The organism is Mammaliicoccus sciuri (assembly GCF_025561425.1).
GTDB lineage: Bacteria > Bacillota > Bacilli > Staphylococcales > Staphylococcaceae > Mammaliicoccus > Mammaliicoccus sciuri_A.
Genome location: NZ_CP094824.1, coordinates 1,843,527 through 1,866,042 on the forward strand (window position 1 = coordinate 1,843,527; position 22,516 = coordinate 1,866,042).

25 protein-coding genes and 1 riboswitch are annotated in these 22,516 nt (G+C 31.2%); of the genes, 9 read left to right on the forward strand and 16 right to left on the reverse strand.

Annotation, left to right across the window (positions count from 1 at the left end; translation table 11 throughout):
* Positions 1–6: 6 nt before the first annotated feature.
* Together MUA60_RS09500 and MUA60_RS09505 are read right to left on the reverse strand one after the other, a co-directional pair.
* Complete coding sequence (locus MUA60_RS09500) at positions 7–828, reverse strand: DUF5996 family protein (RefSeq protein WP_262648047.1); 822 nt, start codon at positions 826–828, stop codon at positions 7–9.
* Positions 829–852: 24 nt separating this feature from the next.
* The gene (locus MUA60_RS09505; RefSeq protein WP_262648049.1) at positions 853–1,308 is read right to left on the reverse strand and encodes a hypothetical protein; all 456 of its coding nucleotides are present in this window, start codon (positions 1,306–1,308) and stop codon (positions 853–855) included.
* Positions 1,309–1,405: 97 nt separating this feature from the next.
* Between MUA60_RS09505 and MUA60_RS09510 the strand changes: the two genes are divergently transcribed.
* Positions 1,406–2,077 carry a helix-turn-helix domain-containing protein gene (locus tag MUA60_RS09510; protein WP_262648050.1) on the forward strand — a complete coding sequence of 224 codons (672 nt, stop codon included), beginning with the start codon at positions 1,406–1,408 and terminating at the stop codon, positions 2,075–2,077.
* On the opposite strand, the gene MUA60_RS09515 is transcribed toward MUA60_RS09510, so the two are convergent.
* Together MUA60_RS09515 and MUA60_RS09520 are read right to left on the reverse strand one after the other, a co-directional pair.
* On the reverse strand, positions 2,068–2,700 hold the full coding sequence (locus MUA60_RS09515; RefSeq protein ID WP_262648051.1) for an HAD family hydrolase: 633 nt from the start codon (positions 2,698–2,700) through the stop codon (positions 2,068–2,070). The two genes, MUA60_RS09510 and MUA60_RS09515, sit on opposite strands and share 10 nt — an antisense overlap.
* Before the next feature lie 66 nt (positions 2,701–2,766).
* Positions 2,767–3,162, reverse strand: coding sequence for a hypothetical protein (locus MUA60_RS09520; protein WP_262648052.1), 396 nt, complete (start codon positions 3,160–3,162; stop codon positions 2,767–2,769).
* A gap of 205 nt (positions 3,163–3,367) precedes the next feature.
* Between MUA60_RS09520 and MUA60_RS09525 the strand changes: the two genes are divergently transcribed.
* Entirely contained in the window at positions 3,368–4,717 is a 1,350-nt protein-coding gene (locus MUA60_RS09525; RefSeq protein WP_262648053.1) for a PepSY-associated TM helix domain-containing protein, read from the forward strand.
* Positions 4,718–4,813: 96 nt separating this feature from the next.
* On the opposite strand, the gene MUA60_RS09530 is transcribed toward MUA60_RS09525, so the two are convergent.
* The 4 genes from MUA60_RS09530 to MUA60_RS09545 all read right to left on the reverse strand — a co-directional run bounded on the left by MUA60_RS09530 (position 4,814) and on the right by MUA60_RS09545 (position 8,586).
* Positions 4,814–4,978, reverse strand: a complete 165-nt coding sequence (locus tag MUA60_RS09530) for a hypothetical protein (RefSeq protein WP_162841912.1) — start codon at positions 4,976–4,978, stop codon at positions 4,814–4,816.
* Between the two features lie 96 nt (positions 4,979–5,074).
* A complete protein-coding gene (locus tag MUA60_RS09535; protein ID WP_262648054.1) occupies positions 5,075–5,932 on the reverse strand; it encodes a cation diffusion facilitator family transporter in 858 nt (285 codons plus the stop codon).
* A gap of 366 nt (positions 5,933–6,298) precedes the next feature.
* Positions 6,299–7,510: an IS110 family RNA-guided transposase gene (locus MUA60_RS09540; RefSeq protein WP_262648055.1), complete on the reverse strand. Its 1,212-nt coding sequence runs from the start codon at positions 7,508–7,510 to the stop codon at positions 6,299–6,301.
* Positions 7,511–7,875: 365 nt separating this feature from the next.
* Positions 7,876–8,586 (reverse strand): transaldolase, encoded by a 711-nt coding sequence (locus MUA60_RS09545; RefSeq protein ID WP_262648056.1) that lies wholly within the window; start codon positions 8,584–8,586, stop codon positions 7,876–7,878.
* Positions 8,587–8,779: 193 nt separating this feature from the next.
* Between MUA60_RS09545 and MUA60_RS09550 the strand changes: the two genes are divergently transcribed.
* Genes MUA60_RS09550 through MUA60_RS09565 form a run of 4 tightly spaced genes read left to right on the forward strand, consistent with a single transcriptional unit; the run spans position 8,780 to position 10,733 of the window.
* On the forward strand, positions 8,780–9,631 hold the full coding sequence (locus MUA60_RS09550) for an MBL fold metallo-hydrolase (RefSeq protein ID WP_262648057.1): 852 nt from the start codon (positions 8,780–8,782) through the stop codon (positions 9,629–9,631).
* A 46-nt stretch (positions 9,632–9,677) separates the two neighbouring features.
* Complete coding sequence (locus tag MUA60_RS09555; protein WP_262648058.1) at positions 9,678–9,980, forward strand: hypothetical protein; 303 nt, start codon at positions 9,678–9,680, stop codon at positions 9,978–9,980.
* 43 nt (positions 9,981–10,023) lie between these two features.
* Complete coding sequence (crcB, locus tag MUA60_RS09560) at positions 10,024–10,389, forward strand: fluoride efflux transporter CrcB (protein ID WP_262648059.1); 366 nt, start codon at positions 10,024–10,026, stop codon at positions 10,387–10,389.
* On the forward strand, positions 10,386–10,733 hold the full coding sequence (locus MUA60_RS09565; protein WP_262648060.1) for a fluoride efflux transporter FluC: 348 nt from the start codon (positions 10,386–10,388) through the stop codon (positions 10,731–10,733). The genes crcB and MUA60_RS09565 overlap by 4 nt, the downstream gene beginning before the upstream one ends.
* Before the next feature lie 90 nt (positions 10,734–10,823).
* On the opposite strand, the gene MUA60_RS09570 is transcribed toward MUA60_RS09565, so the two are convergent.
* The 4 genes from MUA60_RS09570 to metK form a co-directional block, all read right to left on the reverse strand.
* Complete coding sequence (locus MUA60_RS09570; RefSeq protein ID WP_262648061.1) at positions 10,824–11,666, reverse strand: aldo/keto reductase; 843 nt, start codon at positions 11,664–11,666, stop codon at positions 10,824–10,826.
* Between the two features lie 28 nt (positions 11,667–11,694).
* On the reverse strand, positions 11,695–13,077 hold the full coding sequence (locus MUA60_RS09575; protein ID WP_262648062.1) for an NAD-dependent succinate-semialdehyde dehydrogenase: 1,383 nt from the start codon (positions 13,075–13,077) through the stop codon (positions 11,695–11,697).
* Positions 13,078–13,136: 59 nt separating this feature from the next.
* The gene (locus MUA60_RS09580; protein WP_037589699.1) at positions 13,137–14,048 is read right to left on the reverse strand and encodes a nuclease-related domain-containing protein; all 912 of its coding nucleotides are present in this window, start codon (positions 14,046–14,048) and stop codon (positions 13,137–13,139) included.
* A 438-nt stretch (positions 14,049–14,486) separates the two neighbouring features.
* Positions 14,487–15,680, reverse strand: a complete 1,194-nt coding sequence (metK, locus tag MUA60_RS09585) for a methionine adenosyltransferase (RefSeq protein ID WP_262648063.1) — start codon at positions 15,678–15,680, stop codon at positions 14,487–14,489.
* Positions 15,681–15,783: 103 nt separating this feature from the next.
* Positions 15,784–15,895, reverse strand: a riboswitch (SAM riboswitch).
* Between the two features lie 182 nt (positions 15,896–16,077).
* Between metK and pckA the strand changes: the two genes are divergently transcribed.
* Entirely contained in the window at positions 16,078–17,679 is a 1,602-nt protein-coding gene (pckA, locus tag MUA60_RS09590) for a phosphoenolpyruvate carboxykinase (ATP) (RefSeq protein ID WP_262648064.1), read from the forward strand.
* A 21-nt stretch (positions 17,680–17,700) separates the two neighbouring features.
* Here the strand turns inward: pckA and MUA60_RS09595 are convergent, their stop codons facing one another.
* Positions 17,701–18,477: an alpha/beta hydrolase family protein gene (locus MUA60_RS09595; RefSeq protein WP_262648065.1), complete on the reverse strand. Its 777-nt coding sequence runs from the start codon at positions 18,475–18,477 to the stop codon at positions 17,701–17,703.
* Entirely contained in the window at positions 18,461–18,925 is a 465-nt protein-coding gene (gene ytkD, locus MUA60_RS09600) for an RNA deprotection pyrophosphohydrolase (RefSeq protein ID WP_037589701.1), read from the reverse strand. Before ytkD ends, MUA60_RS09595 begins: the two co-directional genes overlap by 17 nt.
* Before the next feature lie 66 nt (positions 18,926–18,991).
* On the opposite strand from ytkD, the gene MUA60_RS09605 reads away from it, so the two are divergent.
* Positions 18,992–19,777 (forward strand): hypothetical protein, encoded by a 786-nt coding sequence (locus tag MUA60_RS09605; protein ID WP_262648066.1) that lies wholly within the window; start codon positions 18,992–18,994, stop codon positions 19,775–19,777.
* A gap of 10 nt (positions 19,778–19,787) precedes the next feature.
* Positions 19,788–20,012: a membrane protein insertion efficiency factor YidD gene (yidD, locus tag MUA60_RS09610; RefSeq protein WP_025905546.1), complete on the forward strand. Its 225-nt coding sequence runs from the start codon at positions 19,788–19,790 to the stop codon at positions 20,010–20,012.
* A gap of 46 nt (positions 20,013–20,058) precedes the next feature.
* On the opposite strand, the gene menC is transcribed toward yidD, so the two are convergent.
* Together menC and menE are read right to left on the reverse strand one after the other, a co-directional pair.
* Positions 20,059–21,057, reverse strand: coding sequence for an o-succinylbenzoate synthase (gene menC, locus MUA60_RS09615; protein WP_262648067.1), 999 nt, complete (start codon positions 21,055–21,057; stop codon positions 20,059–20,061).
* The gene (gene menE / locus MUA60_RS09620) at positions 21,044–22,453 is read right to left on the reverse strand and encodes an o-succinylbenzoate--CoA ligase (protein WP_262648068.1); all 1,410 of its coding nucleotides are present in this window, start codon (positions 22,451–22,453) and stop codon (positions 21,044–21,046) included. Before menE ends, menC begins: the two co-directional genes overlap by 14 nt.
* Between the last annotated feature and the right edge of the window lie 63 nt (positions 22,454–22,516).

Here is a 22,516-nt window from a genome sequence, read left to right on the forward strand (position 1 = left end):
GTTATTCTATATTAACTTACTACTTACGCCTGATAGCAATGCTTGGTATGCACTATTAAAGAATGTCAGCAATACTTCATCTCTTCTAATGATACTTTCTAAATCTTCTTCATAGATTAAAAAGCTTCCATCTTTACCATTATATTCAGCATATGATGGTTCTACTTGTTTCAAGTTGATTTTATCTTGCTTAAAAGGATTAATCTTAATAATATAATAAGGAGACTCTCTATATTTATCTCCAAAGTAATAACAAAGTGATACGGTATATTCATCATTACCTTCTACATAAAAAATAGATGTTACATCAAATTTATCCCAAAACAAACCTGTTTTGACATCTTTAATATTTCTTGAATGTAAAAATTGATAATGATCATATTGAGCTTGCTGCATTAATCTTAGTGCATGATATGCAGTCTTTGGATTGAAGATTCGTTCTTTATCATCTTCATCTAACGTTTTTTCATATGGAATATTATATGGCTTCGTATTGATAGTGATATCAATGCCGTTATCATGCAATGTATCAAATATAAAGTGATAATATTCTTGAATTGTACGTCCAGATTTGACGATCATAGATTCTTCTTTGTCATCTATTTTAACGATTAATAACTGATCGATTAAATCTAAGTTAATTTCAAATGTATGATTGTCCTTTTTTAATACGCCTGTAGATAGCCCAACTTGATTGACAGTTAACATGACGTGCTTATATAACGGTTCAGGTGTATTCACAGCTAAACAACATTTCCCCATAATTTGAACAATATATCTTATTGTTGCACGTGTATCACGCCATTCATCAAAATATAACAAGCTCATCTACAACACCCCCTAGTCAGTAATCTATGAAAATTCTTTAAATCTTCTTGCGATTAATAAACGCCTTGTAAAGAATGCATTTACCCATTTGATACCTTTATAACCTATAAAAAATAACACAATACCAATGACAAGGTATAAGGCTTGTAATGTTAATGCTTCACCAATTGGTTTTGTGAAATATAATGTAAATGTCCCTAATATCAACAAAGCAGCAGTTATTAAAATGCCCGCCATTAAGACATTTCCAAATAATAAACCACCTAACGTAATCACTTTATACAAACTACTTGGTGGTGTTGCTTTATCTATAATTTCTTTTTCTACAAATTCATTCACAAATTTACTTGGTTTACCATATTCATCGATTAAATTTTTATCTGCATGATGGTTTAAATTCTCATCCGCTATATGTTTTTCTTTTTTATTGATAAACCAAAGCTTTTTATAAACAATGGATTTATATTGTTCGTTATTCATTACACACCTCTAAAATTCATTAATATTTTAATTATAACATTAATCAAACTATACGTTGATTATTTTTCAAAATTGCTATTTTGAAGGAGTGAAAATGATGTTTAAGTTTAATATCAACTTTATTTCACATGAAAATAAATGGATATACCATAATGAAGACGCATCAATCATATATGTCACAAATGGTTATATTAATATTTTTTATCATACATCGAATTATTTGATGACATTGAATAAAGGATTTTTGTGCATTGTACCTTTTGATGAATATAGTTTTATTTATGCAGTTAATGGACAAATATGTATACTTAATATTAATAAATTAATGGTATATACATTAGCTTCAAATATTTATGAATACTTCTTACTCAAAAATTTCTATCCCATTATTCAATCTTTCAAATTCGATAAAGTATGTGATCATTTAAATACACTTATCAATCTTGCACCTTATCATAAAGAACAATTTACGACGACCGTTTCTACGAATATCATTACGTTATTAGATGATATTAAACCGCCACCCTATTCTGAAAATCCTACTAACGCTACCTATGTAAGTCATTCCCACCATAATTATTATAGAAGCCGCCATTTGTTTGAAGCTACAGTGGCACTTATCTTCAATACACATCAAACTATTTCAGATATAGCGTTAGAATATGGCTTTTATGACCAAGCTCATTTTACAAAAGTCTTTAAAAATCACCGAAACATGACGCCGCTTCATTTTAGAAAAAGATATCATGTATATTCACATTACAAATAGCGATTGATAATTTCTTCAGCCTCTATATTCTTTGCTAAAATATTTAATGAATCAAAATTCAAATCTTCTGTAATTTCATGCGTTATAACGATTACGTCCATACCAGCATCTATTGCAGCTTGTGCACCATTTGTCGTGTCCTCTATTGCTAAACACTTTTCTGGATCTACTTTAAGATCATGTGCTGCATGAATATATAATTCTGGATTTGGCTTAACAAACGCAACATCTTCACGCCCTTTAATAACTTCGACATATTTATCTAATTCTAATCTTTGTACATTAGGCATAATATGCGCTTTATAACTACTAGTTGCGATACCCATTTTCTTATGATTTTGAATACCATAATCAATTAAATCTTTAACTACTGGTTTAATCGGTAAAGATTTCGTACCTTCATAATGATCTTCAAACATCTCTTCTAAAGCCTGTTTTGAACCTAAAGCGTTCAATATTTTATCATTTAATGCTTCTGATACTGATCCGATAGAAGCTTTATATTCATCTAAACTTATCTTTTCGTTATTCTTTTGTTCAATATGTTTATTTAAAGTGTTAAATAAATTAATTTCTGTATCTATTATTGTACCGTCAAAATCAAATATGATTGCATCGTACATGTTCATACACTCCATTCTAAAAAATAAGAGACTAGGACTATTCTTAATCCCGGTCTCTTATTCTGATTATAAATCTTCTGATTTAAGTGTCAATTCTAAACGATCGATAATGTTCTCTAATTGAATTAAACTAAGTGATTTTTCCTGTACAATGCTCTCTCTATTTGTTGCTAAATATTGCACGATATCATGTAATGGGATAATTGAGCCTTTTTGTGTCCCATTCTCTTCAATAATAAATAAGCCATCTGACTCATTTAAGTTTAATTCATCTTGTTTAACATTAGATAAATCATTCTTAAAATATACTGAACCATGAGGAAAATCTTGATGCTTTCTTTCTTCTAAAGAAATCACTGCATCATGTATATTCTCTTGATTTAAGCCATTGTAAAATTGATTAATAATTTGAGTACGATTATCGTGATCGTTGAATAATTTTAGGTTTGTTAACATAGTCATTCACCTCATCCCGTTGCTTATATTTTAACATCTTAAACTGAATATTTAGAGTATTTTATTATTACATTTTCAAGTCATTTATTACATATTTTTTTCGGTATTCACGAAAGCGTCAAAAATTGCGCCGTTTCCATATTGTAATTAATTTCAAAAAATAATAATGTTAAATAGAAGTTACATATTTATTGAAATAGAGGTTGAGAACATGAACAAAAGTTTTAATCCATTGAGACGGTTACATTTTTATGCGGCTTTCTTTATAACTCCTTTATTATTGACACTCTCACTTACTGGTATCGGTTATTTATTTTATACAAATGTAGAAAATAATATTTACCACGATGAATTTTTTAAAGATAGCACTACGAAAGGTCATCAATCATTAGATGATGCTATTCAAGAAATTAGAGATGTGTATAAAGGATACGACATTCAAAAAATTAGTATTATGGATGAGCCATACAATAACAGAGTTACAATCGGGAATGAAGATGGTGATTCACGCTATATTTTCTTGGATGAACATAACCAAAGAGTTGCAAATCAAAACGCTAAATATACATATTCCAATGTATTAAGAGAAACACATAGTTCTTTATTTGTTGGTGGTAGTTTTGTAAATTATTTAGTTGAGTTAGCAGCATGTTGGACAATTTTTATGATTATATCAGGTATTTATTTAACTTTTAAATCAAAAGCATTGAAACCAACTAAAAAGAAATCATCATTCTTATTTAATAGACGATTACACGCAATTATAGGACTTGTTATTGCAATTCCTATATTCATAATCGTTCTAACAGGCTTACCATGGTCAGCACTTATGGGTAAACAAATTAACCAATTTGCTGAAGATTATCCAAAGTTTGGCTATACAGCATTACAAGCTAACCCACCTGAATCAGAAGATAATGAATTACCATGGGCAACGCGTACTAAGGAGAAGCCTTCATCTAAAAAAGATCCACATGCCCAACATCACGGTTCTATGAGTAATGTGATTGGTGCAGATGGACAACAAAGTTTAGAAAATATTATCGCAAGTGCTGAAGAAAATGGTATTAAAAAGCCATTCTCTATCGTTTACCCTGCTGATGAAAAAGGTGTATTCACTGTTTCGAAAAGTAGTAATACAGGTGTTACAGGACTTGACGTTGCACCAAAAGAAGAAACAACAGCATATTTCGATCAATACTCAGGTAAACTATTAGATAAAGTAGATTATGATGATTATGGTATTATCGGTAAATGGTTCAGTTTCGGTATACCGTTACATGAAGGTCACCTATTTGGAACTGCAAATAAAATCATTAACCTATTAGTTTGTTTAGCCTTTATTAGTGGTATTACATTTGGTTTCTTATCATGGATGAAACGAAAGAAATCTAACTCATTTAGCGCACCAATAAGAACTAGTAATCAAGTTCCAATTGGACTTATTGTATTCTTAGTTATATTAGGAATCGTAATGCCATTATTCGGATTATCACTAATTCCAGTCGCTATTATTGAATTCTTCTTATGGAGACGTCATAATAGATTAAATACAGTGTAAATAAAAAGCATATCACGCATCTGAAATTAAATTCAGATGAAGCGTGATATGCTTATTTTATACAAATATTTAAATGCATTCATATATTCATTAAACTCAGCTATTAGCCTCGTCATAATCATTACAAACTGCTTCAAGTAAGTGTCTTAAATCATGATCATCCATATCATCTGGAACTCTAACTTTTATAAGATGATTTTTATCAGTAATAACATGAAAATAATGATGGTCATTTTCATATCCTTTTCCTAGTATTTGCATGAATAACATCCCCTTAGATATATATCAAACACTCATATACTAATAGTATCATACTTATTTAATTAATTTTAATATTTGAATTTCATAATAAATTATTTACAAGTTAGGTTCAGGATGTACATAAGACGAATATGCGCCTGCTTCTTTTAATTGATGTTCAACTAAATCACATATATCATGTGCTTCATCTAATGTTAAATCTTTATCTACAATGATCGTTACATCAAGAAATACACTATTACCATGATAACGCCCTTTTATAGATGGTACGTCTAATACGCCTTCTATATTTTCAATTTCTTCTATATAATTATTTAAATCTTTTTCATGAAAACCATCACTCAAAGTGAATATCGATTCTTTAAAAATCGTAAAACCTGTATAAACAATAATAAAGCCAAGAATGACAGCAAGAATAATATCAATTATAGGTAGACCAAACTGTGTAAATATAAGGCCAATACCGGTACCGATGCTGACTAACGCATCAGACAAATTATCTTTTGCTGCTGATTTAAGTGATGTACTTTTAGTCTTAATCGCTAACTTCCAATTAAATAAATATACTAAAATCATAATAATACCACTTATAAAACTGACCCATATTGTCAGTGTGCTAGGTTCACTATAGTCACCTTGAACTAACTGAGGAATGTTGTTAGAAATAACTTCTATCCCGACAAACATAATGATAAAAGATACAATTAAAGTTGTAATATTTTCAGTCTTCATATGTCCATAAGGATGATTCTTATCTGCAGGTTTGACTGAAATCTTCAGCCCTATCAGTACTGCCACAGAAACAAATATATCAGTTAAGTTGTTTAAACTATCCGCTTTTAATGCAGCTGAATTATAAGTTGTCCCTACTACATATTTCAAAATAGAAAGAATAATATAAGTAACCAAACTTATATATGCGCCACGTTGTGCAATTCTCAAATTATTTGCCATTTCTAACACTCCAATTTTTTCACTGAAATATGATTATATAACAAAATTTGAGACAAGTTAATGAATTAGTTATCGTAAAATAATATAAATTATTTCGCATATTTACGTTTTAGGCACACCTATATTTCAAGTACATATTCTCTTATAATATAATATTTATGTATCTAAAAATTTTTAATATAGTTCTTATGATATGTTTTACTATAGACCGCCTTGGTTACACTTCGACCGACTTTTGTAACGCCCTAGATTATTTCCTACGATTTGTCAACTACTACGTAGTAAAAAATATTTAAAATTGGCATCACTAAATAAGCCTTTATTATTTAATAATTTTTTCAATATGTTATGATTTAGATGAATATATTATCCGTGTGGAGACAAGTGATAATCATATTCTTTATTATTTATTACGAGATAATGAATGGTTTTAAGTAGTTTGTTAATGCAAGCTACTGATGCAGTCTTGTGGCCTTTGCCATTAGGCTGCTTTTTTAATTTGTAATAATAGTCGATAATATGATTTTTAAATAACCTTTGACCCAACAGAAAATTTTTAATGATTAAGTAAAATAATGATCTAGCATGTTTGTTTCCACGTTTGTTTATTTTATCTTTAAAATGCGTTTTACCAGACTGATATCTTTTTATATCAATACCTACATATGCATTCAATTGCTTATGAGAATCAAAGGATTTGATATCACCTAATTCGCCAATAATCATTATGGCAGTTAAATCACCAATGCCAGGAATAGATTTAATTATTTTAAATTCTTCAAATTCTTCAGCTAACATTAATAATCTTTGTTTTATAGAAGCATGCCGTTTCATTAGGCTTAATAAATCTTCAATCACATAAACTAATTTATCTGTTAAAAATGAATCTTTAGAAACAGAAGGATAACTGACCATAGAGAACTCTACGAGTTTATTTGCATATTGTGCTTTCTTTTTCTCTGATAGATTTTTTTCTGTACAACTATTAATTATCTTTTTTAGTTCTTCTATATCATTAGAATCAACAAAGTCCGGATGTGGGAACTTACTAGCTACTTGTAAAGCCAATTTTGAATATCTGTCCTTAAATAGGTTTTGTAATTCTGGAAAAGTCATATCTAGTAACTGAATCAATTGGTTTTTTAAGTAATTTTGTTGATTGTTAATTTCTTCATAGTATCTTGTCAGCTCTCTAATTTTTACATACTTTTCTTCCAATAAATTTCTAGAAGGTTTTTTGTTTATATTTTTAGCTAAAACAGCAAGTTTATGTGCATCAGATTTATCTGTTTTCCAGTTTCTTAAAGAATTAGTTAGTAATTTTGCCTCTAGAGGGTTAATTACACAAAACGAAATCTTATTAACGGTACAAAATTTCTCCAATACTTTTGAATATATACCAGTAGCTTCAAACAAGAAATATACTCCTGAGAAATTCTTTATATATTTCTTTAGTGAATCAAAACCATTATTATCATGGGTAATTTCAAATTCTTTAACAAATTCATTGTTTGAATAATGTGCAATAAAACTCTTTCCTTTTCCAACATCTATTCCAAAATATTCGATAAAAACCACTCCTAATCTTCTAATTTAAGAAGTTTTAACTTCACTGAACCTTACTTAGTTCATTTTCCTGTACACGATCTCAGTGGACCCAACATACTAAAATCGAATTCATAAGGAGAGTGAAGTTCTCCAGTTTTTATTACGGATTCTTTGACCCTAAAATCTATTCGGAGTACTTCTCTCTTCTACTATTTCATATTCTTAAAATAACTACCAACGGTAAGATAAAGAATATAAAAAAGTAGCGAAGCTCATCTGCCGTCGTAGATTACTTCGCTACTAATCTTAGTATGTTTTTCTAACCAAACTAAAATACAAAACTAAAAATACCCAACAAAGTTAGTTAACTTTGTTGGGTTCGATGACCTTCATACTTATAAAATACTTAATCCGCTTGCTTTAATATCTTTAGCGAATCCTTGTACTGTATCTACAGATAATTCATTAATATCTCTTCCGATGTTTGGTACTTTTGCTACTACATCTTTTGGACATGTAATGATATCTACGCCAATTTCGTCTGCTTGAATAACATTAAATAATTCACGGCAACTTGCCCATAATAATTTAACGCCTTCTTTACTATGACAAACTTTTTCTGATTCTTTCATTAATGGTAGTGGATCTACACCTGTATCAGCAATTCTACCTGCGAATACTGAAACATACGTTTCAACACCTGGTTTTATTGCTTCTACTATTTCTTTAACTTGTTCAATTGTATAAACAGCAGTGACATTAACTTTAACATCACTTTCTGATAATTTTTTAATTAAAGGAATCATTGATTCACCTTGTGTATTTACAACAGGAATTTTAACAAATACGTTTTCACCGTATTGTTTTAAGATTTCTGCTTCTTTAGCCATTGTTTCTATATCATCTGCAAATACTTCAAATGAAATTGAAGCATCTGGTATTGCTTTAACGACTTCTTCAGCAAATGTTTTATAATCCGTTACACCTGCTTTTTTCATTAAACTTGGATTTGTTGTAAAACCATCAACTTCTTTATTCTGATAGGCTTGTTTCATTTCTTCAATGTCCGCACCATCAGCAAAAACTTGTACTTTAAGATTACTCATGAATTTCATTCCTTTCTACATGTTGTGCATTTATCGTACCATAATTTGCAATCGCTTACTAAATTATTTGTTTAAAACGACAATATCCGAGTTATTATAAATGTATTTTGAAGTGCTTTATGGCATAATAAGAATAAATATAAATCAAATAATATTTTTTAAGTAATATAAATTGCTTAGGTGGTGTATTTTGATGGCTGATAATATAGAAACAATAAAGCATTTCAAACTATATACGACTGGTTCATTTTTAGGTGACGAAGCAGTCATCAATAATAGTCCTACGAGCCGAGTTGAACGGTACTATATTTTTTCCTACTATTTAGAAATTAATGATTTCAAAATACTCATAAATACAGGCTTTTCCGAACATGTTAAACCAAGTACGGATTTAAAAACTTTAAAATTATTTCGTAGACAAGACTATAAAGTGTACGAAACTTTACCAAGTCAATTGTTGAAAGATCAGATACATCCAGATGAGATCGATTATTGTATCATTACTAATTTTTCAAGTCATCATCTCGGTTATTTAAACGCGTTTAAAAATGCGACTATCATAACTTCAAGTGAAGCTTATCATGATTTTATTACACAACAATTTTCCAACAACAATAACCTTCAATTAAGCTTTCATGTTATGCCAGATAACTTTAAAGAACGCATTGAATTTGTAGAAGATTTTGTACAAACTGAGCACCCTATTTTGGGTAAAGGATATAAAGTCTTCAATCAAGATGCCTTAGTTAGTTTTGATTTGCCAGGAGCCATGCCAGGTCAATTTGGCTTAATGATGACATTCTCTAATTTAAAGATTTTTATGTGTAGCGATGCCGCATGGTGCCGTTCAAATATTCAAAAGAATGACCTTCCTACTAAAAGATTGTTGCGCAATGCATACAACGGCGAACTTTTCATTGAAACCCATTTAAAACTTATTGATTTAAAAGAAAATGCGAATACCTCTCTTTTCATCATTCCTAGTCATTGTAAAAAAATGGACGACTTTGAAGAAGTAATGAAATTATTAGATGCAATAAAATAATTTATATGATAACATAAACGATTATACGGAATTTTTGGAGGGCATCATGGATAAAGCTAAACGCTATTTTTATATATCAATTATACTTATTATTATTAGTTTATTTTTAAGTGCACAAAACCCACTTTTAGAAACGATGTTTGGATCTTTAGTTTCACTCGTACTAATAAGTAGTATATTAAACGGTATTTTATTATTAATTGCTGTCTTTACAATTGATAAGTCAATTAAATATCAAACTGGTAAACACTCAACACTATCAAAATTGAATAAACTATTACCAATTGTATTATTCATCGTCATTTTATATCATATTGTCGTTATAATAAGATTTTTCGGAATAATTTAAGGGAAACATAATGTTTCCTTTTTTTAATGAGGAGGTTTATTAAATGGTATATATAGCAATATTTTTAGGCGGTGCTATAGGTGGAGGGTTAAGATATTTAGTTTCGTTAATGATCACTAATGATGCTTTCCCGTTCTCCACATTAACAGTTAACGTAATCGGTGCACTTTTAATGGGTATATTCTCTACATATTTCATTAGCTATTTCAAAGCACATCCAAATCTTAAAAAATTAATAACATCAGGCTTCTTAGGTGCTTTAACAACATATTCATCTTTAAGTTTAGAAACAGTTGAGTTACTAGAACGTGGACATATATTCCTTGCAGGCACTTATTTACTCGTTAGTTTACTTCTCGGTTTCATATTTATTGCAATAGGTTATAGGAAAGGAAATGACCAAGCATGACGTTATTATATATTATGATAAGTTCAGGTATAGGTGCTCTTTGCAGAAATTTTGTGAATGAATTCTTCACTAAACTGTATACAAATCACTTCCCGGTAGCTACTCTAACTGTTAACGTAATCGGAAGCCTTATAATTGGATTTGCTGCACAATATTTAAATGATGATAGTTATTCATATGCAATAATTGCAATAGGCTTTTGCGGTGGATTTACAACATTCTCTACTCACTTTTTAGAAATATATGAACGATACATATTAAAATCATATAAAATGATGACTATTTATATCGTATCTACAGTCATACTATCAATCGGAGCATGTTATTTAGGTTATCACTTATAAAGGCTCTTACGTAAAAGGTTCATTTATATCTATGACAAAATTAAAAGGACTGATAAGAATAAATTTTTCTTATCAGTCCTTTTGTGATTATTATTGACCAGTAAAGACTTCTGGGTCTGGTCCGATTCTTTCGTCTTTATTTAAAGCATTTAATCTTGAAAGTTGATCTTCTGATAACTCAAAATCAAATACGTTTAAGTTTTCTTCGATTCTGGATGGTGTTACTGATTTAGGAATAACAACAATATTTTCATCAATATTCCATCTTATAATAACTTGAGCTGGTGTTTTACCTAACTCATTTGCAACTTCTTTTACAACTTTGTCTTCTAATATTTGTCCATTCATTAAAGGAGACCATGATTGTGCAACAATTTTTTGTGCTTCTAAATAAGTTCTTAATTCTTTTTGAGTTAAGTATGGGTGACATTCTATTTGATTAATAACTGGTTTAATAGAAGCTTCTTGTAATAATGATTCTAAATGATGTACGTGGAAGTTACTTACACCAATGTTTTTAATTTTGCCTTCATTATATAAGTCTTCCATAGCTTTCCATGTTTCTGTGATAAGGTCTTTATCTTGGGCAGGCCAATGAATTAAATATAGATCTACATAATCTAGACCTAATCTTTCTAAAGATGCTTCATATGCTGATTGAACATTCTCTCTTCCATAATCAGTCATCCAAAGTTTAGTTGTAATAAATAAATCTTCTCTATTTAATCCTGTTGCTTCTAATCCTTCTTTGATACCTTGTCCAACTTTTTCTTCATTGTGATAAGTTTGAGCTGTATCTATATGTCTATAACCACTAATAATAGCGTGTTTAACCGCTTCTCTACATTCATCGTTATTTTCTACTCTGAATGTTCCTAACCCTAAAGCTGGTATAGAATTGCCATTGTAAAACTCAATTATTTTCTGTGTCATTTTACTGCCTCCTAATTTTAGACGATACTTAAATTAAAATTGAAACAACTTTAGTTTCTAAATATGGTTCAATACCTTCTGAACCACCTTCTCTACCAAATCCACTTTCCTTCATTCCACCGAATGGAATATGAGCTGCACTTGGTCCGCCATCGTTCCAACCGATTACACCATAATCTAAGTTCTCATACAACTTTATACCATTACTATAGTTTTCAGTAAAGAAATATGCTGCCAAACCAAATGGTGTATCGTTTGCTTTTATAATCACTTCATCTAAATCTTTATAAGTTTGAATTGGTGCTACTGGTCCGAACGTTTCTTCTACCATGATTTTCATATCGTCTGAAACGTCAGATAGTACAGTTGGTGTGATAAAATAACCACCATCTTTATAACTATCTCCTCCAGTAATCACACGCGCGCCTTTACTTGTTGCATCTTCAATATGAGATTTAATTTTTTCAAAACCATCTGCATTAATAACAGGACCTATATCTGTTGATTCATCTTGTCCATCGCCTACTTTTAATTTACTAACTTCTGCTCTAAGCGCATCTTCAAATGCGTCTTTAATAGATTCATGTACGTAAATTCTATTTGCACATACACATGTCTGTCCTGCATTTCTAAATTTAGAAGCAATTGTTCCTTGAACTGCTTTATCTAAATCTGCATCTTCGTGAACAATCAATGGTGCATGACCACCTAATTCAAGTGTTACTTTCTTCAATGTTGAACTTGATTGTTCCATTAATTGCTTACCTACAGGTGTTGAACCTGTATAAGTAATTTTTGAAATTAAAGGATGCTTTGTGAAAATTGCACCGACGTCTTTACCTGAACCATTTACATATTGGATAACACTTTGATCAAACCCTGCTTCATGTGCAAGATCAACTAATTTCATAGTTGTAAGAGGTGTATCTTGTGCTGGCTTACATATAAATGTACACCCTGCTGCTAATGCTGGTGCTGCTTTTCTAGTCATCATTGCTGCTGGGAAGTTCCATGGTGTTATACTCGCGACAACGCCAACAGGTGCACGTGTAACAATAAGTCGTTTGTTATCAACATGTTCTGGAATGGTTCTTCCATAAGTACGTTTCGCTTCTTCAGCAAACCATAATATATAATCTGTCGCATATTTAACTTCGCCTAAAGCTTCTTTTAATGGTTTTCCACTCTCTTTTGTCATAATTAAAGCAATTTCTTCTTTATTTTCAAGAATCAATTCATACCATTTATATAACAATGCACTACATTCGTGAGCTGGTTTCTTTTTGTATGTTTGAAAAGCATCATGTGCATGTTCAATCTTGCTGTTAATATCTTCTTCCGTATTGTTTTTAATCGTTTCGATTACTTCACCAGTTGCAGGATTTTTAACTTCAAAATTTTCTTTTACCATACTTATAACCACCTTTTTTAGTATAAAAATAGCGCTACATAAAATGCAGCGCTTAGTTATTACGGGTTAAACTTTTCAATTTCATCCATAATTCTCTCAAGGTCTTCCACACTATATTGGAATCTACCATGGAATACAAATTTATTAAAGAAATGTTGAAGTTGTTTTTCACCAACTAACACTTTAATGTTAGGGTCTTGTGAATAATTACTGATAGTTGCTTCACTTACTTCATTTGGATGGAAATAAATAATTGGTGTCGGTGTATATTTAAGTTCTAACTGTCTTTGTAATTCTTCAGTTGTATTATCAACTTCTTTAACTTCATCAGTATATGAATGGAATGCTGCAGTTTTATTATTTGATTGTTTTTCAAGTAATAATGTTTGTTCTTTGTTTGGGTTTAAATCCAATGTTTCAAAGACTTGTCCTAATACTGGAAAATCACTAAACTGCTGTTCTGTAATACCGTGATAGATATGACCACTTACTAAATTAGAGTCAATTACATATATACCCGTTCTTGTTAAGACTAAATGATCAATTTGTCGAACTTTACCTAATGGATCTTTAGGTAAGAAGATATTTGCCATAATATGCATATCTTCAGGTCTAATTCTACGTTCATTAACAAGTTGGTCTCTTAACTCTAACAAGTGTCTATCAGTTATATATTCCCCTTCATTCTTAGAAAATAACTTTAATGAGTCAATTTCTCTTTCTTTTTGTGAAATTGCTTCTTGATGAGTTTCTTCTTGTTTCGTTAGAACCTTTTTATTTTCAACTCTTTCATGATCTAACTTTTCTTTATGTTCAGATTTAAGCGTCTCATTTTCTTTTTTATGAGCTTCTTGAATCTTATTCAAAGATTTTTGTTTCTGTTTTAATGAAACAAAGAATAATATAATAAATAGTATCGCAATAACGATCGCTGCGATTAATCCATAATGAATCGGTTCTAATTGACTCATAATTGTAGATCGCTCCCTTTCATATGTATTAATTCCATTATAGTAAAAATTACAAATAAATTCAGTATATATCATGAAATATATTGATAATATAACGTAATTTCTTATACTTCATACATTTGAGTAGTTAAACCACACTTTAATAGTAAATATTTTATAAAAATTCAGTTCATTATGAACAACTTGACTTAAACTTGTTCATAACGGGGCTCTTGTGAACACTTTCGCCCAAACTTGTTCATAACGAGGGTCTTGCGAACACTTCTGGCTAAACTTGTTCATAACGGGGGCGTTAGTTACAAAAGTCGCCTGAAGTGTTAATACTGATATCCTTATTTGCACTTCTTACCAAAACTGCTAATAACAACCCTACTTCCACCAAACCTAAAATAAAAACTCTGCATATATCCCGCAAGATTATATACAGAGCTTCATCATTTATTTTAATAAGTCTTTTAATAAATCTACTTTATCTAATTGTTCCCATGGTAATTGAACATCTGTTCTACCGAAGTGACCGTATGCTGCTGTCTTTTTGTAGATTGGTTGTCTTAAGTTCAACATTTGAATAATACCAGCTGGTCTTAAATCAAATACTTCTCTTATTTTTTCTACTAATACAGTTTCTTCTACTTTACCTGTACCAAAAGTATCTATTGAAATGGATACTGGTTGTGCTACGCCAATTGCATATGCTAATTGGACTTCACATTTATCTGCTAATCCACTTGCTACTATATTCTTAGCTACATATCTTGCTGCGTATGCTCCTGATCTATCTACTTTAGTAGGATCTTTACCACTGAAACATCCTCCGCCATGTCTTGCATAACCACCGTATGTATCTACGATGATTTTTCTACCTGTTAATCCAGCATCTCCTTGTGGTCCGCCGATTACGAATCTACCTGTTGGATTAATAAAGAATTTAGTTTCTTCATCTAATAATTCTGTAGGTACGATTGGATAGATAACATGATCTTTAATATCTTGTTGAATTTTTTCTAATTCAATTTTTTCATGATGTTGTGAAGAAATAACGATTGTATCAACTCTTACCGGTTTATCATTTTCGTCATATTCAACTGTTACTTGTGTCTTACCATCTGGACGTAAATATTCTAAAGTACCGTCTTTACGTACATCTGTTAACCTCTTCGCAAGTTGATGAGCTAAATAACCTGGCAAAGGCATGTATGTTTCAGTTTCATTTGTAGCAAAACCAAACATAAGACCTTGGTCACCTGCACCAATTGATTCTATTTCTCTATCTGATAAATCATCTCTATCTTCTAATGCGCAATCTACACCTTGTGCGATATCTGGTGATTGTTCATCAATAGCAGTTAAAATCGCCATCGTTTGGAAATCATAACCGTACTTCGCTCTTGTGTATCCTATATCTTTTACTGTTTGTCTAACTACTTTAGGGATATCTACATATGTTGAAGTAGAAATTTCACCTGCAATTAAAGCCATACCAGTTGTTACTGTTGTTTCACAAGCGACTCTTGCTTTAGGATCGCCTTTTAATAATTCATCCAAGATCGCATCGGAAATTTGGTCCGCAATTTTATCTGGATGCCCTTCTGTTACTGATTCTGATGTGAAGAGTCTTCTATTCTTTGACATAAAAAATCTCCTTTAAATAAAGTTGTACGGTCTCTTCCTCAGCGCAAATAAAAAGTGCCTTCTCTCAATAAAGATGTAGAGAGAAGGCACACTCGTCCATTCGCTCTTATCGTTCAGACAATATTGGTCTGCAAACGGTTTGGCACCTTTCTTTCATTAGAAAGAGGTTGCTGGGTTTCATTGGGTCCATGTCCCTCCACCACTCAGGATAAGAGAATCCGTCAGAAATGATAATACTAAAGTTTTCATAATATGTCAATGGAACGAAACACATTCAAATTTCTAAAAAAATTTTATAACAAATTTACTCATTAGTATAGACTATATATTTTAATGTGTTATACTAATTCCATGAAAATGCTTACAATATTAATATTAGACATGGGGGTCGTCATTTATGGCAATGCAGTCAATTACCGAATCAATCGAACTTTCAAACCTTTTAAAGAAGGACACTACACTACAACAACTTTCTAGAACTGAATTGTACAATCACATTCTAGAAGCAGGAGAAGGCGTATTAACAGAATCTGGCGCAATCAGAATGGAAACTGGTAAATACACAGGTCGCTCTCCTAAAGACAAATTTATCGTTAAAGAGGAAGATACTGAACAAGATATTGATTGGGGAACAATCAACCAACCTATCTCAGAAAGTAACTTTTTAAATTTATATGATCAAGTTATTGACTACTTAAACCAAAAATCACAACTTTATGTCTTTAATGGATATGCAGGTGCAGATGAATCATCACGTTTAGATTTACGTGTTATTAATGAGCTACCTTGGCATAATTTATTTGCACAGAACATGTTTATTCGCCCAGAAACTAAAGAAGAAGCACTTAATATCATCCCTAATTTCACTGTTATTAGTGCACCAGGATTTAAAGCTGATCCAGAAAAAGACGGCACAAATTCTGAAACATTCATTATTACTTCGTTCAAACACCGTGTCATACTAATTGGTGGTACTGAATACGCTGGTGAAATGAAAAAAGGTATATTCTCAGTTATGAACTACTTATTACCTAAAAAAGGTATTATGAGTATGCACTGTTCAGCAAACGTAGGTTATAACAAAGATGTAGCTTTATTCTTTGGTCTATCTGGTACAGGTAAAACAACTTTATCTGCAGATCCTAATAGAAAATTAATCGGAGACGATGAACATGGTTGGAACGAAAATGGTGTCTTCAATATTGAAGGTGGTTGCTACGCTAAAACAGTAAGTCTTAGCCGTGAAAAAGAACCACAAATTTACGATGCTATCCGTTATGGAACAGTTTTAGAAAATATTACCGTAAATCCTAATGGTTCAGTAGATTATGACGACACTTCATTAACTGAAAATACAAGAGCTGCATACCCAATTGATTTTATCGATAATATTATTACACCATCAATAGCTGGTCACCCAAATACTATTATCTTCTTAACTGCAGATGCATTTGGCGTATTACCACCTATTTCTAAATTAGATAAATCACAAGCTATGTACCATTTCTTAAGTGGTTTCACTTCTAAGTTAGCAGGTACAGAAAGAGGCGTAACAAGTCCTCAACCAGTATTCTCAACATGTTTCGGTTCACCTTTCTTACCATTACATGCGACTGAATACGCTGAATTACTTGGTAAATTAATCGATGAACATAATGTAGACGTTTATCTTGTAAACACTGGTTGGACTGGTGGCGAATACGGTGTAGGTTCAAGAATGGACTTGAAACATACACGTTCAATGATTCGTCGTGCAATTAGTGGAGAAATTAAGAATTCAGAATTTGTTAAAGATGAAATCTTTGGTCTTAATATTCCGAAATATGTACCAGGTGTACCTTCAGAAATATTATATCCACGTAATTCTTGGGTATCTTCTGAAGCATATGACGAAAAAGCAAAATTACTTGCTAAGAACTTCAAAGAAAACTTCAGTAAATTCGGTGAGTCTTCTGAGCATATTCAAGAAGAAGGCGGATTCACATATAATCGCTTATAAAATACTTAAAGAGCTTGGGCCTTATTGGTCCAAGCTCTTTTCACATTTATACATCCATTCTTTAATTTGTAACAATGTTTGCTTTTCTATTTCTGGCCTTAAAACATGGCCTTCTCCACATAAATAGATTGTTTGATGATCTACCGCTTCTTGCTTTAAATGTTCTTCTAGATGATATGCCATATTAATATTAACTTGCTTATCTTCATCTCCATGAACGATTAATATAGGTGGACTATCTTTATGAATAGATTGCAATGCATTTCTACGTGCATACGCTTCATATTGTTTTTTAGGATGTCCAACCATTCTTTTTAACATCCCTCTTAGATCAATTCGTTCTTCATACATCATCAATAAATCTGAAACCCCACCCCATATAATATAACTCGTTGCTTTCACTTTTTGATACGTAAGTAAGCCTTGAATACCACCTCTAGAGAATCCAAGCATATGAACAGGAACATTTGGGTAATGTGACTTTAATATTTCGATACCTTTTATAACATCATGAAGGTCATCACCACAAAATTCATCTCTACCTTCACTACCGTTACTACCTCTGTAATAAGGTGCAAAGACAAGTGTATACTTATCTTTAAATTGCGCCATACGACCTGGTCTCACTCTACCTACTTGTCCTTTACCACCACGTAAATATACAACGATGCGATTAACACGTTTATTAGGTGTCATCAACATGCCTCTAACTTTCAATCCATCCACTTCATATATCACTTCTTCAGTTAGATGATGATTAAAGAAAACTGGCATTTTTTTCTTACTGTAGAAATCCAAGTTTATACACCCTTTCAACGCATTTTAATATTGCTGTATCTTTTAAAAGAAAACTCTTCTCTTCTTCAGGTATATCATTGATTTCTTTAGCAATAACGGGTCCATAAGTTTCGAAATATGCCTTATTGCTATCCATTGATTCTACTTCAATAAAATAGACATCTTTATTAAACGGGATTGTATCATGTACAGTATATGAAGCTATAAACGTTATATTTTTAGCAATCGCGCCTGTTTCTTCATATAATTCACGCTGAACAGCCTCTTTATTCGTTTCATTTGGTTCAACTTTCCCACCTGGAAATTCAATACCTCTTATCTTATGATGCGTTAACACATATTCATTATTAAAAATAGGAATACCTAGAACATGTTTCGCATTTTGTTGATCTGTTGGACATTTATATGCTAAATCAACATCCAATCCATTTGGATCTTTGTAGCGCATGATACACGACCTCTTTCTTCATTTATGATAAACTGTATATACATATTATTAGGAAGGTAGAAGATATTGAAAAAGTTAACCTTAACGACCTTAGTATTAACAATTACTCTTATTCTAGCAAGTTGTAGTCCGGAAGGTCAAAATAAATTTGATGATAGTAGCGATGCTATCGAAGCTTTTCAAAAAAATATTAAAAAGGTAGATTCACATTCGATTAAATCTAGTAACGAAACAACAGTTGATTTTCAAGATAAAAAAACAACGCTTAAACAACTGTCACATGGCCGAACAAACCACCATGATAAACTTGCATTTAATGTCGAACAAGAAAGTAATACAAAACAATTTCCAGTGCATAATAAAAGTGTTTGGATTGATTCAAACGAAATCAAATCCTCTCCTAAATCTAAATATTTAAATTATCATGCAAAGAATGCCGAAATAGATTATTATCAAAAAATTGGACAAGATTGGTTCGATTTAACGACTTTTAATCAAAGTTTACTTAAACCTATTGAAGACGATGTCACTTTAGAAAACGATACCCTTTCATATGAAGGTACAGGAAAAGTTATGTCATATCTCTATCAACTAGGGTTTAGTCAATCACCACTGGCAGATCAAGCATCTTTAAGCAATATTAACGACTTAAAAATTAAAAGTGGTAAGTTTAAACTTACATTCCAAAAAGACAAAACATTACCAAAAACGTTAACCTTTAACATTAAAGCAACAGGAAAAATTAAAAATGAAACGATTAACATCCATATGAAACAGACAACAGATTTCTATAAATTCAATTCCACTGATGTTAAACCATACCAGAACTTAACGAAAAACAATTATAAATAGGAGCATTGCTATGAAAAAAGTATTTATTAAATTAATACGCCTTTATCAACGATATATATCCCCACTGACACCACCAACATGCAGGTTCCAACCTACATGTTCTAACTATGCTGTTGAAGCTATTTCAGAATATGGGGTTATAAAAGGGACATGGTTAGGTACGAAACGTATCTTAAAATGCCATCCATTTCATCCAGGCGGCTACGATCCTGTCCCACCTAAAAAAGATTCATAAAATTCATTAAAAGGCATATGCGCTAAAAACTTAGCACATATGCCTTTTATTTTGTTAATTTATCTTTATCAACTATTGGTGGTACATATTTAATGAGATGACCATTAGTCTTTGCGTTATCAACAACGAAATCTTCTGTGAAATAATAATCACTTGGCGTCACATCACTCGGATAAGAACTATGCTGTGCTAAGTATGCAGTGAAGTAACTACTAAGTCCAAATTCATACATTCCACCTATGACATATTTAAGTTGATGTTCGCGGCAATATTCTATAATATCAAGTGCTTTATCTATACCTCCAACACGTGATGGTTTAATCACAACACCATCGATAAGATGTTGCTGATTAAATTGAATAATTTGCTCTAAATTCAGAGCACTTTCATCAATAAATACCGGTAACTCAAGCGTATTAACATGCTCTATATAGTCCTCATATTTAGAAAATGGCTGCTCAATATATATAAATTGTTCATCTTTAAATGTATTTAATAAAGACACATGTTCATGATTTAACACACCATTTGCATCAATCGCTCTTTGTATTTGTGGATAATGTTCTGTTAAAAATTCTATATCTTGATTAACTTCTTCATGCCATTTTAATTTAATTCTCGTTGGTAATTCACCATTATATTGTTTGAAATATTGTTCAATATTTTGATTAATTGTTGCACCATATGCTACTTCAATCGGCTTTAACTCAAGGAATTTTTGAAAGAATATCATAGACATAACACTACGTGCATTCGGGTATTCACTGAGTTCATCTATTAATTCACAACATAATGGATAGCTATTGAAATCAACAAATTCATGTTTTTCAAACCATTTTATTAAAGTTTCTTCAACTTTATTTATTGTCTCGAAATGATACCAGTCACTATTAAACGCATTGCATTCACCATAATACGTAGACCCATTCATGTCTTGCCATTCTACAATTAATGCTTCTCGTTCAATTAATTCTACTAAAGGTGTTCGTATCGGTACTCTGAAAGGTGCTTTGAATCTATAGAAATGCAAACTATTTTTTCTCATTCATGACCCACGCCTTTACTTTATATCTTGAAAGTTTACCTGTTGAAGTTCTTGGTATTTCGTTTATTTTATAAAAGTATTTTGGGTGTTTATACTTTGCTAAGTTTGAATTGAGTATATTTTTAAATGTATCATCTTGGATAGTCTGTTCCGCTTCATACACTAATGCAGGTACTTGCCCCCACTTTTCATCATCAACTGGTACAACAACACAATTTTGAACGCCCGGATGATTCAATATCACATGTTCAATTTCAAATGGATAAATATTTTCTCCACCACTAATGATTAAATCTTTTCTTCTATCATAAATATATACATAACCAGCATCATCTATTGACCCAACATCACCGGTTTTAAAATAACCATCTTCAAATGTATCTGAATTCTGACTACCTGTTAAATAACCATTCATCACACTTCCACCATATACAGCGACTTCCCCATGTCCTTCTTCATTTTGATTTAAAATTTTGAGGCTTACATTTGAAGGTACTTTCCCTACTGTGCTTGGTGCTTCACGTAACATCTCTGGACTAGCTGTCACAAACTGAGAGCATGTTTCAGTCATACCAAACGAATTATATATCGGTAATTGATAGTCTAACGCTTTATTAATCATCGTTTCAGATAACTTTGCGCCGCCTAACAATATTTTTTCTAATTGATATGGTTGTGTTAACTCATCTTGCATCAACCATTGTAATGTTTGAGGCACTAATGAAATATGTGTGATGTTATCATTTTTAATTAAATGCATTACGCGATTTACATCAAATTTCGGTTCTAAAATAAGTGTAAAACCTTCTAATAAACTACGTATTAACACACTTAAACCTGAAATGTGGTAAATCGGTAAGACGGACAACCATCTCGTTGATTCATCATAGCCGAGACTTTCTTTGCAACCCATTGCACTAAAATAATGATTTGAAAAAGTTTGTGGTACAGCTTTTGCAGGACCAGTTGTACCAGAAGTAAACATAATCGTCGCAATATCATCCATATCAAACGTAAAATCATAATCCTCATCTTTACTGTCTTCCAAATAAATCTCCTCAATATCAATACAATTTTGCTTGATATTTAAAGGTTTATACGTAAAGACCGTTTGAACGCCAATACTGTCCAATTGTTGTTCAATTTCAACTGGTGTTAACTTTGTATTAATCATAACCACTTCTACATTTGCTAACCAAGCTGCAATGATAAGTGATGCATGTTTAATATCATTCTTGATATATAATCCAACTCTTTTCAATTGAAGTTGTTTAATGTAATGTGCTTTATTTTTAGAATCATTAATTAGTTGTTCATAAGTTAATTCAACATCACCTTGTTGAATTGCAATTTTATGTGGTGCACGTAACACCTGTTGTTCAATCCAATGTTTCATCGTTTGGACCTCCTTATACCATTATTCATTATAACGATATTTTTGAATTTAAACATAAAAAAT

Coding starts and splice junctions, on each gene's coding strand:
- MUA60_RS09500 (WP_262648047.1), bottom strand. CDS start 828: ATGAGCTTGTTATATTTTGATGAATGGCGTGATACACGTGCAACAATA.
- MUA60_RS09505 (WP_262648049.1), bottom strand. CDS start 1,308: ATGAATAACGAACAATATAAATCCATTGTTTATAAAAAGCTTTGGTTT.
- MUA60_RS09510 (WP_262648050.1), top strand. CDS start 1,406: ATGTTTAAGTTTAATATCAACTTTATTTCACATGAAAATAAATGGATA.
- MUA60_RS09515 (WP_262648051.1), bottom strand. CDS start 2,700: ATGTACGATGCAATCATATTTGATTTTGACGGTACAATAATAGATACA.
- MUA60_RS09520 (WP_262648052.1), bottom strand. CDS start 3,162: ATGACTATGTTAACAAACCTAAAATTATTCAACGATCACGATAATCGT.
- MUA60_RS09525 (WP_262648053.1), top strand. CDS start 3,368: ATGAACAAAAGTTTTAATCCATTGAGACGGTTACATTTTTATGCGGCT.
- MUA60_RS09530 (WP_162841912.1), bottom strand. CDS start 4,978: ATGCAAATACTAGGAAAAGGATATGAAAATGACCATCATTATTTTCAT.
- MUA60_RS09535 (WP_262648054.1), bottom strand. CDS start 5,932: ATGGCAAATAATTTGAGAATTGCACAACGTGGCGCATATATAAGTTTG.
- MUA60_RS09545 (WP_262648056.1), bottom strand. CDS start 8,586: ATGAGTAATCTTAAAGTACAAGTTTTTGCTGATGGTGCGGACATTGAA.
- MUA60_RS09550 (WP_262648057.1), top strand. CDS start 8,780: ATGGCTGATAATATAGAAACAATAAAGCATTTCAAACTATATACGACT.
- MUA60_RS09555 (WP_262648058.1), top strand. CDS start 9,678: ATGGATAAAGCTAAACGCTATTTTTATATATCAATTATACTTATTATT.
- crcB (WP_262648059.1), top strand. CDS start 10,024: ATGGTATATATAGCAATATTTTTAGGCGGTGCTATAGGTGGAGGGTTA.
- MUA60_RS09565 (WP_262648060.1), top strand. CDS start 10,386: ATGACGTTATTATATATTATGATAAGTTCAGGTATAGGTGCTCTTTGC.
- MUA60_RS09570 (WP_262648061.1), bottom strand. CDS start 11,666: ATGACACAGAAAATAATTGAGTTTTACAATGGCAATTCTATACCAGCT.
- MUA60_RS09575 (WP_262648062.1), bottom strand. CDS start 13,077: ATGGTAAAAGAAAATTTTGAAGTTAAAAATCCTGCAACTGGTGAAGTA.
- MUA60_RS09580 (WP_037589699.1), bottom strand. CDS start 14,048: ATGAGTCAATTAGAACCGATTCATTATGGATTAATCGCAGCGATCGTT.
- metK (WP_262648063.1), bottom strand. CDS start 15,680: ATGTCAAAGAATAGAAGACTCTTCACATCAGAATCAGTAACAGAAGGG.
- pckA (WP_262648064.1), top strand. CDS start 16,078: ATGGCAATGCAGTCAATTACCGAATCAATCGAACTTTCAAACCTTTTA.
- ytkD (WP_037589701.1), bottom strand. CDS start 18,925: ATGCGCTACAAAGATCCAAATGGATTGGATGTTGATTTAGCATATAAA.
- yidD (WP_025905546.1), top strand. CDS start 19,788: ATGAAAAAAGTATTTATTAAATTAATACGCCTTTATCAACGATATATA.
- menC (WP_262648067.1), bottom strand. CDS start 21,057: ATGAGAAAAAATAGTTTGCATTTCTATAGATTCAAAGCACCTTTCAGA.
- menE (WP_262648068.1), bottom strand. CDS start 22,453: ATGAAACATTGGATTGAACAACAGGTGTTACGTGCACCACATAAAATT.